Origin of the sequence: Flavobacterium sp. UBA5153, from assembly GCA_002413745.1 — a bacterium.
Lineage (GTDB): Bacteria > Bacteroidota > Bacteroidia > Flavobacteriales > Flavobacteriaceae > Flavobacterium.
In genome coordinates this window covers 45,037-58,459 of the sequence record DHXP01000025.1, presented here as the reverse complement: position 1 = coordinate 58,459, position 13,423 = coordinate 45,037, and the positions used below count along the sequence as shown (strand labels likewise).

Annotated in this window: 7 protein-coding genes; 2 read left to right on the top strand and 5 right to left on the bottom strand. The window is 35.9% G+C overall.

Annotated features, from left to right (window positions below; genetic code table 11):
- Nucleotides 1-698 precede the first annotated feature (698 nt).
- Together B2145_RS05435 and B2145_RS05430 are read left to right on the top strand one after the other, a co-directional pair.
- Nucleotides 699-1,973, top strand: a complete 1,275-nt coding sequence (locus B2145_RS05435) for an oligogalacturonate lyase family protein (protein ID WP_291099329.1) — start codon at nucleotides 699-701, stop codon at nucleotides 1,971-1,973.
- Nucleotides 1,973-3,256: a glycosyl hydrolase gene (locus B2145_RS05430; RefSeq protein ID WP_291099326.1), complete on the top strand. Its 1,284-nt coding sequence runs from the start codon at nucleotides 1,973-1,975 to the stop codon at nucleotides 3,254-3,256. The genes B2145_RS05435 and B2145_RS05430 overlap by 1 nt, the downstream gene beginning before the upstream one ends.
- Nucleotides 3,257-3,266: 10 nt before the next feature.
- Here the strand turns inward: B2145_RS05430 and B2145_RS05425 are convergent, their stop codons facing one another.
- The 5 genes from B2145_RS05425 to B2145_RS05405 are packed head-to-tail and all read right to left on the bottom strand — an operon-like array spanning nucleotide 3,267 to nucleotide 13,203.
- On the bottom strand, nucleotides 3,267-5,075 hold the full coding sequence (locus B2145_RS05425; protein ID WP_291099323.1) for a prolyl oligopeptidase family serine peptidase: 1,809 nt from the start codon (nucleotides 5,073-5,075) through the stop codon (nucleotides 3,267-3,269).
- The gene (locus tag B2145_RS05420; protein WP_291099321.1) at nucleotides 5,056-8,034 is read right to left on the bottom strand and encodes a glycoside hydrolase family 2 protein; all 2,979 of its coding nucleotides are present in this window, start codon (nucleotides 8,032-8,034) and stop codon (nucleotides 5,056-5,058) included. Before B2145_RS05420 ends, B2145_RS05425 begins: the two co-directional genes overlap by 20 nt.
- A gap of 3 nt (nucleotides 8,035-8,037) precedes the next feature.
- Nucleotides 8,038-9,165, bottom strand: coding sequence for a glycoside hydrolase family 88 protein (locus B2145_RS05415; RefSeq protein WP_291099318.1), 1,128 nt, complete (start codon nucleotides 9,163-9,165; stop codon nucleotides 8,038-8,040).
- A 24-nt stretch (nucleotides 9,166-9,189) separates the two neighbouring features.
- Nucleotides 9,190-11,931 (bottom strand): glycosyl hydrolase, encoded by a 2,742-nt coding sequence (locus B2145_RS05410; RefSeq protein WP_291099315.1) that lies wholly within the window; start codon nucleotides 11,929-11,931, stop codon nucleotides 9,190-9,192.
- A gap of 3 nt (nucleotides 11,932-11,934) precedes the next feature.
- Complete coding sequence (locus B2145_RS05405) at nucleotides 11,935-13,203, bottom strand: oligogalacturonate lyase family protein (protein WP_291099313.1); 1,269 nt, start codon at nucleotides 13,201-13,203, stop codon at nucleotides 11,935-11,937.
- Between the last annotated feature and the right edge of the window lie 220 nt (nucleotides 13,204-13,423).

Sequence of the window (13,423 nt, the reverse complement as noted above, 5' to 3'; positions counted from 1 at the left end):
TATGAACCAACAAGTCATCATGGTTTCAGCCAAATGGAATAGAAGGTGTTTTAAAATAAAACAGGTTTAGATACCGTACAATATATCGCAGGCGGATTTAATTGATTAGAAAAACACCGGAAGCACCGTATTTTAATTTATGTATTCTTAAACCAAAAAATCTAAATTGGAATACTTCTCGAAAACAGTTGTAGACTAAGATTTAAATTCATAATAGATTAAGAAGGTTGGATATTTACCAAAAAAAGTTATTCGTAATTTAAAATCTGGAATCATAAATTCAAAAATTGAAACTGGATTAGTTTCAAAGACGATGTTGTTACAGATATTTTTTGTCATATAGAAAAAAGATAGTTCTAAATAATACACCATACTGCACATAAAGTAGATAAAACTAAATGTAATCCGTTAGATAGGTAATGTCAAAGCACTTCTTTTAGAGGTACATCATCGAATAGAGGATGATTTTTTACAGAATTATCCAAACGGGTTTCTATTACAGATTGAATAGTAAGCCATTTTAAAAAACCACGTAAGAACTTGTTATTGATTGAGTTAATTATTTATAAAATGAGTTATAGGCAATTTAACGGACAAGTTTACAAAAATAAAAGCAGGATGCTACAGGATGGTAATTCAAAGGATAAGTTCTATTTTCACATAAAAATTAGTTTTAAACCTTTTTATTAAAGTAGCAAATGAAAATTCACAAAGTGTTGGTGGTTATTATAATTTTTCTATGTTTTTCATGTAAGGAAAAACAAAGCACTACTAGTTATAATGCCAAAATTATTCGCAAAGAGAACAAGATTCCAATTTTGGAAACGGCTAAAGAAAGTTCGGTTTCTAAAGTTTGGGTAGATGCGTCTACAGGTCATAAAATAGAGAAGTTGATTGATAGAGAAGGTGAAAATAAAAGTTTTTATTTTCATAATAATCCTTTTTTACCAACCAAGGACAAAAAGGGATGGCTAATGGTATTTTATGGGAGTACGCCTAATGGGACACAACTATTCACTGTTGATCTAAAATCAAAGAGTATCGTTCAAATCACGAATAAATCTGGCGAAAAAAGTGGTGAAATTGTAGGCGTTAAAACAAGAAAAGTGTATTATCGAATAAATGACAGTATTTTTTCGACACATATTGACACACACAAAACGACTTTTATCTTTAAATTCCCAACTGACAGAATGGGGTCGATAGCTACCTTAAATGCTGACGAAACAATGCTTGGCGGAGTCATATCTTCAAAAGAAGAACAAGAGATAGTGAAAAAATACCCAGAGAAAAAAGATTTTTTCGATAGAATATATGATGCAAAACTGGAGCGCACTTTGATTACAATTGATGTGGCTACAGGAAATTTAAAAAAATTGTTTTCCGAAAATGCTTGGTTGAATCATGAGCAATTTTCTCCAACCAATCCTAAATTATTTATGTATTGCCATGAAGGCCCTTGGCATAAGGTAGATAGAATATGGAATATTGACATTGACACAAAAAAACAAAAACTAATTCATAAAAGAACGGTCGACAGGGAAATTGCTGGCCATGAGTTTTTCAGTCCAGACGGTAAGACAATTTGGTTTGATCTTCAAATTCCCAGAGGAGAAACTTTTTATTTAGCAGGTAAAAATTTAGAAAATGGAGAGGAAAAACGATATGCATTAAAACGCGATGAATGGTCTATTCATTACAACATAGCACCAGATTTGAAATCCTTTGCTGGAGATGGTGGAGATGACGGGCAGGTTGCCCATGCTAAAGATGGTCGATGGATTTATCATTTTGTGCCTGATGGAGATCACTTTGTTTCCGAAAAGTTAGTGAATATGAAAAATCATAATTACAAACTGGAGCCCAATGTGCATTTTTCTCCAGACGGGAAATGGATTATTTTTCGCGCAAATTTTGAGGGAAATGTTCAGGTCTATGCCGTAGAAATAAATCATTACAATAATTTACAATAATGAAACTAAAAAAATATTACGCCCTTTTAATTATAGGTATTTTCTTTTCTTTTGAATCTTCGGCACAAGAAATAGCACCTTCCCCATGGCCAGAAATAACCAATACAAATCAACCCTGGGCTCGCTGGTGGTGGATGGGCAGCGCTGTTGATAAGCCAAATCTTAAAAAAAGTCTTTTAGATTTTCATAAATCTGGAATAGGAGGTGTTGAAATAACGCCAATTTATGGCGTAAAAGGAGAAGAAAATAATTTTATTGATTACCTCTCTCCAAAGTGGATGGAAATGTTGGATTATACAATTCATATAGCTGATAGTACTGGTATGCAAGTTGATATGGTGCTGGGTACGGGATGGCCTTATGGTGGGCCTCAAGTAAGCTTGCCTTATGCCGCCACGAAACTGGTGGTAGAAAAATACAGCGTAAAAAAAGGGGCAAAAATAATTCAGGAAATCAAATTAGATAGTACGAAAGAAAAAGTACCAGCCCAACTTTTGTATGTTGTGGGATATGGCGCCAATGGTTCTTATATTGACCTAACGGATCAATTGGACGGAACACTTTTAAAATGGAAAGCCAAAAAAACAGCATATACACTTTATGCTGTTTTCAGTGGCAAAACAGGACAGCAAGTAAAACGCGCAGCGCCAGGAGGCAAAGGCTACACTTTAGATCATTATTCGGAAGAAGCACTTAATACTTATGTGGTTCCATTTGACAAAGCATTCAAAGGTTTTAAAGGAAAAATACGTTCCATTTTTAATGATAGTTATGAAGTCTATGATACCGATTTTACGCCTCAATTCTTCACCGAATTTGAAAGCAGAAGAGGATATGATCTTAAAAAACAGTTGCCGAAATTGTTAAGCAAAACGGATAATGAAGTTGATAATAGAATTAAAAGCGATTATCGGGAAACCCTATCCGATTTATTATTGAACCGTTTTGATAAACCCTGGACGAATTGGGCACACTTTAAAAATTTCAAAACTCGACTTCAAGCCCATGGATCTCCCGGAAATCTTATCGATTTATACGCCTCCGCAGATATTCCAGAATGCGAGACTTTTGGTTCTATGCCATTTGACATTTCTGGTCTAAGGCGAGAAAAACAAGACATTCGTGAGGGAGATGCCGATCCCGTTATGCTTAAATTTTCATCATCCGCAGCGCATATTTCTGGAAAACCGCAAATTCCCAACTTTTTATGCAATCCTGAAAAATACATAGTCAACAATTATCTATGTTCCTGTACCTCTGCGCTCTACCTCGAGGTGGTTTAATATGAAACGATTATTCTTTTAATTGAGAAAGCACTGCTGCCGAAACCCTCAAAACACTACCGTGACGGGTTCCCAAGGGAAAATTGATCTTTTCGGAAATATCCTTCCAACCATTTGCCGTTTCTTTTACGGCACCATATTTTTTCTCGGTATATTTATCAAAGTAAACTACCCAATCTCCATCTATTTTGGTAGCGGTAGGCCCTTCTGCCCAATAATCGCCCGTAATAGGGTCACTGGCTTTACTATAGGGTCCCGTCAAATTTTCACTATAAGCTATTTTTATATTTTTCTCTACGGGATTACGCGTCTCGTCCTTTAAAAACATGACAAACCCCTTATCTTGTTTTAAGATCGTGGCGTCTATCACATTAAAACCAGGCTCATAAAGTAATTTAGTCGGGGCAAAATCTTTAAAATCTTTCGTAGTCGTATAATAAATCCTATGATTGTATCCTTTTTCATCATCTGACTTGGTCTCTGGAAACTTCCCCTCTATAGTGGACGCCCAATAGATCATATAATTATTTTCTTCACTGTCATAGGTTATTTCAGGAGCCCAAGTATTCCGTGTATTTTTCTCATAGGCCATAACGGGAATAAATTCCTGTTTGGACCAATGGATCAAATCTTTTGAGGATGCATACCCTATTCCCTTATCCGTCCAACTTACCGTCCACACCATGTGGTATATTCCATCACCTCCTTTTATGATGCAAGGATCTCTCATTAATTTATCTTTCCCTACTTCAGGAGTTAAAAAAGGAGTGTCATTTTTTAAAGCTTTCCATTGATATCCATCGTCACTATAGGCTAAGTGTAAACCATCTTCGCCATTTCCTTTAAAATAGGAGAAAATATATCCTTCATGTTTTTGAATATATCCGTTTGTATCCAACCATTTTTCACAAGCTTTTGGCCAGTCTTTATTGGTTCCTTCTGTGCCTAAACCAAAACCATGTCCTCCACTTTCATAGATATGCATTTCGACTGGAATATGATGTTGTTTTAATGCCAAATAATAATTGATGCTATTCTCAACTGGCACCGTTTTGTCATCAGTGGCTTGGACTAAAAATGTTTTTGGCGTAGCATTGATAACCTGTTTGTCAATCGAATATTTTTCAATCATATCCTTGCTGGGATTATCTCCCAAAAGATATTTTTTTGAACCAATATGCGTAATTCCGTCTTCCATTGAAATTACGGGGTAAATAAGGATAGAAAAATTTGGGCGAGCACTGATAGTATCTTTAGCAACATACGTCTTTTCGTTATATTGAGTCGATAAAGTAGCCGCTAAATGTCCTCCTGCCGAAAATCCCATAATTCCTATTTTATTGGGATTCAGCTTCCATTTTATGGCATTGCGACGGAGTACTCGTATCGCTTCCTGCCCATCTTGCAAAGGTCCGATTTCCTTGTTTTGCATCGTGATATCACTGGGCATTCGATACTTTAACACAAAAGCCGAAATTCCTAAACTATTGAACCACTTTGCCACCTTATAGCCTTCCTTATTGATTGCCAAATGCGAATAACCCCCTCCCGGACAAATAATTACGGCGGCGCCATTGGATTTTTCCTGATCTGCCAAAAAAATAGAAAGGGTGGGCTCGGAAACTTTACCGAATCCTTTTACAATTCCATCGGTTTCATACGAAACTTCTTCTTTGTAATCTGTAGAATGAATAGCCCCCGGTATTTTATCCCATAAGGGAATCTCCTTATTTTGGGAAAAAATTGTGGAAGTAAATCCAAAACATAAAAAAATCAACACTAATTTAATGCCACTGATATTATTCATCTTGTTTTTCATAAAATTCTATTTCAACTATTCGCAACTGACCTTTTGCATCGACTGCTGTTTTATCTTTGAACAAATCTAATTCTTTTGTTGGATCTACTTCAGTAATTTTGTCAAAAGCATTTTTTTCTGAATTGATTCCTGTTAGTTCAATAGTTATTTGTTTTGCTAAAACGGGTTTTAAAGTTAATATGATATATCCCAAACTTTGTTCTGTATTCCCATTAAATACTTCTTTACCATCAGCCAAAATCCGAATAGGATAACTCTTGGTTCTCCAACCTGTTAATTTAACCACACATTCATTTATCACCGATGGCTTGTCTAAAGTATAGGTAATTTGACCCGTACTTATCCTCCCATCATTTCTCCATTCCGTAAGTTCATTATCATCATAACTTTTATACGCATCAGCATTATTAGCTAATGCGTTGGCATTTACAATAAAAACAGGATTTCTTTTCTTGGTATAAGAAGCTGTTTCTGGAGTTGGACCTTTTTTTAAATTTGATGCTAAATCGGCTTCAGGAATTTGTTTAGAAAGTCCATTTTCTGTTGCAATCGCATTGGTATTCAGGACTATTTCTGACGATTGTAATCCTTCAGATTTTGCAGAAATGTGTATTTCTCCAGCTTTCGGGGTCGATTGTATCATAATTCTATTTACTCCATTTTCTACAGGCAAATTTTTCGAAAGAATATAATTGTCTGGTCCTTGAGCAATTCCTCCTAACCAAGTAGCTTCTCCTGTTAGAGAGAAATTAATCATCGCATTGTTAGTAGGACAGCGAATGCCTTTTTTATCAACAACTTCCACATCTACCAGAGCCACGTCGGCACCATCCGCTAACACTCCGTTGGGATTTGTATGCGGAGTTAGTTTAATGGCAAAAGGAGCACCCGAAGTAGTTTTTGTTGCTTCGTTGAGAATTTCTCCTTTAGCATTGTAACTCACTGCTTTTATGGTTCCAGCTTCCCATTGAATAGCATCAAAAGTAAACAGAAAAGAGTTCGTTTTTGTTCCAAAGCCTTTAGATTTGCCATTTACAAAAAGTTCTACTTTATCTCCGGTTGAAACTACATATTCCTTTTTTATCACTTTATCTGAATAATTCCAATGGCCTAAAATATAAGTTCGATAGTGTTCAATATCCACCCAGCCATCCCAGATAACTTGGTGTGCAAAATAACCATCTTTCGGAATTCGCATAGCATCCACTTCGCCACTGGTTCTATAATTTTCTTCTCCTCTGTGATGGGTATTGGAGTCCGAAAAAATAATATTTACGCCACCCGAGCTTACTCTTTTACCTGTTCCGGGGCGTTCTTTATAATAATCATTCCATCGAATTACGTCTTCAATGGCATGTTTATCTTGATTATGATTGTAGTCTTCTGCGGATTGTCCTTTGTATAATGGACCTTCACCTTCTTTATGAAAAGGAGGAGAATACTCATCCCAATATTTCCGAAGTCCCTCATCCCTGGAATATTCCATTGCCCATAATGGTTTTTTAGCGCTTTTATTAACATAAAGCATTTCACCACCGTACTCAGCTTCTTGGCTGTCCAACATTTCACGTGCCCCAATCGCTCTTCCGCCATGAGGATCGAAACTATTTCGGATTGTTTTCATCTCGTGCATGTGCGCTTCACTGATGACTGAATTTCCACATTCATAAAAGATAATACTTGGATTATTTCGATTATAAATGATGGCATCTTTCATGAGATTTACACGCTGATTCCATTGCTCGCCTTTAGCATCTTTTTCGGCATCGCCTGCCGGCATTGCTTGCATCAACCCTACTCTATCGCAGGATTCTACATCTTGTTTCCATGGTGTAACGTGCATCCATCGCACTAAATTACCATTTCCTTCCACTATTAATTGATTGCTAAAATCGCTCAACCATGCCGGAACCGACATTCCTATTGCTGGCCATTCGTTACTCGTTCGCTGACCGTATCCTTTGAGTTGTATAACACGGTCGTTGAGTTTAACTTCACCATTTCCAAATTCCGTTTTACGAAAACCTGTTTTGGTTTCAACTTCATCTATAACTTTTCCGTCCACTTTCAAAATTGTTTTTACGGTATATAAATAACCGTATCCCCAACTCCAAAATTGTAATGATTTTACCTGTTGACTGGCTTTAATAATTTTTGTTTCACCTGAAGCAATTGTTGTTTTTTCTCCCGAGAATTCAGCTAGCTTATTTTTATTAATATCTAACAATACAACTTGATACGAAAAAGTTTTAGGAACTGCGTATTCATTTTTCACCTCAGATTCAGCGGTTATTAAGGCTGATTTCTCCGGAATATTAATTTGGGTGGCATGAATATAAGTCCCTGTTGTTTCCAGACTTGAATACAGGGGCAAAGTCTGATATAATTTATCGGCAATATGCAGAAAAACATTCTTTGGAATTCCTCCGTAGTTTGCATTAAAATTGATGTTATTCCATTGAAAAGTAGTTCCCGTTTTTTGTTCTTTGTATTTCCAATCATTATCAATACGAAGTGCCACAACATTTTGAAAAGGAAATGGCTTTATGAATTCGCTAATATCTAAACCAAAAGCCATGACTCCATTTTCATGAACGCCAACCTCTTTGCCATTAACATAAATCACGCCGCCTTGACGAATTCCTTCAAATTCCAGAAATATTTTTTTATTTGAAATCCCTTTGGGTAATTTAAATTTCTTGCGATACCAAACAATTCCTGTAGTTAGTTTTTCAATTGAAACTTTAAAAGCCTCTTTTTGATTGTAAGCATACGGAAGCGTAACGGATTCCCAATTTTTATCATCAAAATTAATGTTCTTTGCCTCCTGAAAATCTCCCGGTTTCAATTTCCAATCCGCGTTAAAATTATATTTATTTCTAACAAATTCTTGCGAAAACGAAGTTGAAAAGATCAATAACAAGAACCAAAAATAAGCGGCTTTTTTGAGTTCAATCATTAGCTATAATTTCATTTTATAAATTTCTGATCCTGCCAGTAAAAAACATCCCAATCCATAATCTTCAAAATCAGGAATCTTGTCATACGATAAAGGCTGGCCGTCTTTTGGTTCTTTACCAGTTGACTGAAGATAACCTAAAAATCCATTTTCATGCAATCCTTTTTCCGTCATTGCATTCCATGCTTTTTTTACAATTGGTAAATAGATGTCTTTTTCTAATATTCCGCTATTGATTCCATAAGCCATACCATATACAAACAAAGCCGTTCCAGACATTTCTTTTTCTCCAAAGTTGTTTTTATCGTGTAAACTTACGTTCCAAAAACCATCTTCACGTTGAACCAATGCCAGCGCTTTGGCCATAGCCTTTAAATCGGAAACATACTGTTTTCTGTGTGGAGCATTTTCTGGAATTATTGTCAGCACTTTTGCCAAGGCAGCAATTACCCATCCGTTACCGCGACTCCAGTAACAATCCTCCCCATTAGGTTCTTTATAGGGTGGGTCAAAATTAGCATCCCGCCACCATAAACCGTCCTTAGGATTGAAAAGCCCATGGTCTCCATGTTTATTTCTGGAATACATGTACATTCCGTACATTTTTTCAAAATACCTGTCCTCTTTTTCCAAGACTCCCAGTTTTGCAAAAACAGGCATTCCCATTTGGATGGCATCAATCCATGACCAATCATCCAATTGAGGCGTATTCAACAGCATATTAACACATGCTTTTGTGTTCTTCAATTTTTTAGAATCAGGTTCTAACTTATACAAATCGATGTAGGTTTGAGCGGCACAATAATTATCTGCATTTCTGGTGGTATTCCCGCCATTAAATCCCCATTTATGAAATTCTGCCCAAGAATATGCATAATCATAATAAGCTTCTTTAGGATAAATTTCGTGCAATGCCATTAATCCCTCATAATACACACTACGCGTCCAAATATTGCTGGGACGTTCCTTATTAGTGATTATAGTTTTTCCGGTATCAGGCCATTTATCCATAAAATACGCATTGGCCGATTGCATTTGTTTCAACACCAAGTTTCTGTCAAATGTTTGTTGTGCCACTGTAGTGCCAGTATATAGGAGGAATATAGCGAAAAATAAAAGTGGCTTTTTCATTCTTTAGGAATCGTTATTTAATAATTAATTGTTTTGTTTTAGTGGCGTAATGGAAACTGGCCCCAACAATCCAGATGGTGTAGGATCCCATTTAGTCGCATCAAATTTTTTATAATCTTTATCAACCATATTTATTTCGTAAAATATTTTCCATTCTTCCCCTCTAAGTTCCATATCGCGAACTCGGTTTGCACCAAGATTGGTGACTTTTACGGTCAATGTATTTTTTCCTTTTTTCAATTTCCCTAAGTTGATTGTAAAAGGATTAGACCACACAGTTCCAATGTAAATTCCATTCAACCAAACTTCGGCACTTTCGCGCACATCACCAAGATTCAAACTCCAATTATTGGCTTCTGTTTTTGGCGCATCAAATTGCAAATTATAAGTGGCGGTTCCAGAAAATGCTTCGGTGTCGTGGCTTAATTTTGTCCAAGATTCTAAAGTGGAAATTGTAGCCTTCGCAGGTAATTGAGGTCCTCCTTTATCAAATGAAATTTCCCAATTCCCTTTTAAAACAATTGGATCGGCTGATTTTTCAAAATATTTCCATTCCTTCTGCGTGGCTACATCTTCCGTTTTAAGAATAAAAGATTGACCGGATTCGATTCGGAGTTTTACCAAGGTAACATCTGCTTTCTTTTGAACAATAGCATTGCCATATTCTTTAGTTAAAGGATCAAAAATCACCACTTCCTTGTTGCCAACTCTTAACGGAATAAATCCATCGATCACTTTTGAGGTGTGATTCACTAAATAGTATGTTTTTTCTCCGTCAATGGCTCTTCTAATATATTTTAAACCTGTGTTTACCAATGTTTCTGGATATACATCAGCAGTTTCTAGCGCTTTGAAAACATCAGAAACAGGTTGGACATTATTCTTATTTTCTGCAATTAAAGCGGCTAATTTTTTGTTTTGTTCTTCATATTCATAAAAGCCAGGAACAGACGTTGGAAGTCCTTGAAAAATAATTTTTCCTCCAGCTTTTTTCAAAGCTATCAATTTTTCTAAAGTTGCCAAAGGCATTTTTTCGCAAACAGGAACAATCAAAGATTTAAACGTTCCTCCGGGCAAAACTATTTTCCCGTCTTTAACCTCAGCCTGAGCGATAAAATTATCCGAAATATAATCTACTCCATAGCCTTTCGATATTAGGTTTTTGGCAGTGTCATAAAACGAAGTTCCTTTTAACCATTCTGAAAGGGAATGTATTTTAAACTGAAAAAATAAAGTCCCGCCTTGGTACTTATCCCAGGTGTCATAAATAGGCCAATATAATAAGGTTTCATTGTCCGATTTACCCTGTTGAAGCATTGACTGACAATTTGCGATATACGAAAATAAGGAAGGGGCATCCTCCCAAATTGGATTGGTTGCATTAAAATTTCCAGAAGCATAAAATTTCCAACCTGGCCATTTTGCTCTTTCTGGCGAATAAGTGGAACCATGAAGAAATATATGGTTGATTCCGTTGAGAAGCAATTCCTCGGCTTCAGGTTTACATTGGGATAATGCTATTTTGAAATGATCTCTCAACCAAGTAAAAGTCTCTGAAGAAACCAATGGTTTTCCTGAAATATGTGCTGCCGATGATGAGAATTTAAGCATTGCAGGATCAGCATCGCCTTCGCGAATATCTTGTTTTTCTCGTCTTAAACCCGAAATATCAAATGGCATAGAGCCGAAAGTTTCGCATTCCGGAATATCTGCGGAAGCATATAAATCGATCAAATTCCCTGGGGATCCATGCGCTTGAAGTCGGGTTTTGAAATTTTTAGTGTGTGCCCAATTCGTCCATGGCGTATCAAAATGGTTCAATAATAAATCGGATAGGGTTTCACGATAATCACTTTTAATTCTATTATCAACCTCAGTGTCAGTTTTGCTTAATAATTTTGGAAGTTGTTTTTTAAGATCATATCCTCTTCTATTTTGAAATTCTGTAAAGAATTGAGGTGTAAAATCAGTATCATAGACTTCATAACTATCATTAAAAATGGATCGTATTTTCCCTTCAAAACCTTTGAATGCTTTGTCAAACGGAACTACATAAGTATTAAGCGCTTCTTCCGAATAATGATCTAAAGTGTATCCTTTACCTCCTGGCGCTGCGCGTTTTACCTGCTGACCTGTTTTACCACTAAAAACAGCATATATGGTATAGTCTGTTTTTTTTGCTTTCCATTTTAATAGCGTTCCGTCCAATTGATCCGTTAGGTCAATATAAGAACCATTGGCGCCATAAGCCACAACATACAAAAGTTGGGCAGGTACTTTTTCTTTGGTACTATCCGGTTTAATTTCCTGAATGATTTTCGCTCCTTTTTTTACACTGTATTTTTCTACTACCAATTTTGTGGCTGCATAAGGCAAAGTAACTTGCGGCCCGCCATAAGGCCATCCTGTACCCAGCACCATGTCAACTTGCATACCGGTACTATCGGCTATGTGAATTGTATAATCCAACATTTCCATCCATTTTGGGGAGAGGTAATCTATAAAATTATTCTCTTCTCCTTTTACACCATAAATTGGCGTTATTTCAACACCGCCTATTCCAGCTTTATGAAAATCTAAAAGACTTTTTTTAAGATTGGGTTTATCAACGGCGCTTCCCATCCACCACCAGCGAGCCCAAGGCTGATTTGTATTTGTTATTACTGGCCAAGGCGAAGTTGTGGCTACATTTTGAGCCAAAGATGGCAAAGAAAAAAGAATGCCTATTATTATAAAGACATGATGTTTTTTAAGTTTTATCGACATAAATTATTGTTTTGATTTATCAATTTCTACTGCATAGACCTGAGAATTTCCTTCAAAATTAGCCCTAAAAATAATCCATTTTCCGTCAGGAGAAAAATGCACATTGGGTTCTAATTTGTAATTATGATTTTTCATATTAACCAGTTTTGTAGACTCAAAGTGATCTCCGTTAGGCACAAAGTGATAAATCCATCGGCCGTCTTTGGCATGGGCAACTTGGCCATCGTTTCCACCATCACCGGCAAAGGTTTTTAAATCTGGTGCTATGTTGTAATGAATAGACCATTCATCGCGTTTTAATGCGTACCTTTTTTCTTCTCCATTCTCTAAATTTTTACCGGCCAAATAAAACGTTTCGCCTCTTGGAATTTGAAGATCAAACCAAATTGTTTTACCTTCTGGACTAAAAAATTCATGTCCTGCAATTTCCATATTAACCGTTCTTTTATGTATTAATTTGGGCATTTTGGTTTCTATATTAATAGCCCATATTCTATCAACCTTATGCCAAGGTCCTTCGTGACAATACATGAATAATTTAGGGTCTGTTGGTGAAAATTGCTCGTGGTTTAACCAAGCGTTTTCAGAGAATAATTCCGTTAAATTTCCAGTCTTTACATCAATTGTTATCAAAGTCCGTTTTAATTTTGCATCATAAATTCTATCGAAAAAATCTTTTTTCTCTGGATATTTTTTCACTATCTCTTGTTCTTCTTTTGAGGATATAACTCCGCCAAGCATTGTTTCGTCAGCATTTAAGGTAGCTATCGACCCCATTTTGTCAGTTGGGAATTTAAAGATAAAAGCCGTTTTGTGTGTGTCAATATGTGTCGAAAAAATACTGTCATTTATTCGATAATACACTTTTCGTGTTTTAACGCCTACAATTTCACCACTTTTTTCACCAGATTTATTCGTAATTTGAACGATATTCTTTGATTTTAAATCAACAGTAAATAGTTGTGTCCCATTAGGCGTACTCCCATAAAATACCATTAGCCATCCCTTTTTGTCTTTGGTTGGTAAAAAGGGATTGTTATGAAAATAAAAACTTTTATTTTCCCCTTCCCTATCAATCAACTTTTCTACTCGATGCCCTGTCTCTGGATCAATCCAAACTTTAGCTATCGAACTTTCTTTGCCTGTTACCATAACCGGCGCCTCACTTTCTCTCTTAACCGCTTCTTTATCAAAAGAAGTAGTCCATTGTTTTTCTTTGCATGAAAAACATAGAAAAATTATAATAACCCCCAACACTTTATGAGTTTTCATTTACTACTTTAATAAAAAGATTTAAAACTTATTTTTATGTGAAAATAGAACTTATCCTTCAAATTACCATCCTGTAGCGTCCTGCTTTTTTTCTCATAAACTTGACCGTTAAATCATCTATAACTCCTTCCATTAATAATTAACTCCATCAACCATGGGAATTTACCTGGTTTTCTTTTCAAAACACCAAAAATTAAGTTTGTAATAAACCCATCTGCTA

Excerpts from the sequence above, each read along its gene's own strand:
- B2145_RS05435 (WP_291099329.1), top strand. The coding sequence starts at position 699 with ATGAAAATTCACAAAGTGTTGGTGGTTATTATAATTTTTCTATGTTTT.
- B2145_RS05430 (WP_291099326.1), top strand. The coding sequence starts at position 1,973 with ATGAAACTAAAAAAATATTACGCCCTTTTAATTATAGGTATTTTCTTT.
- B2145_RS05425 (WP_291099323.1), bottom strand. The coding sequence starts at position 5,075 with ATGAAAAACAAGATGAATAATATCAGTGGCATTAAATTAGTGTTGATT.
- B2145_RS05420 (WP_291099321.1), bottom strand. The coding sequence starts at position 8,034 with ATGATTGAACTCAAAAAAGCCGCTTATTTTTGGTTCTTGTTATTGATC.
- B2145_RS05415 (WP_291099318.1), bottom strand. The coding sequence starts at position 9,165 with ATGAAAAAGCCACTTTTATTTTTCGCTATATTCCTCCTATATACTGGC.
- B2145_RS05410 (WP_291099315.1), bottom strand. The coding sequence starts at position 11,931 with ATGTCGATAAAACTTAAAAAACATCATGTCTTTATAATAATAGGCATT.
- B2145_RS05405 (WP_291099313.1), bottom strand. The coding sequence starts at position 13,203 with ATGAAAACTCATAAAGTGTTGGGGGTTATTATAATTTTTCTATGTTTT.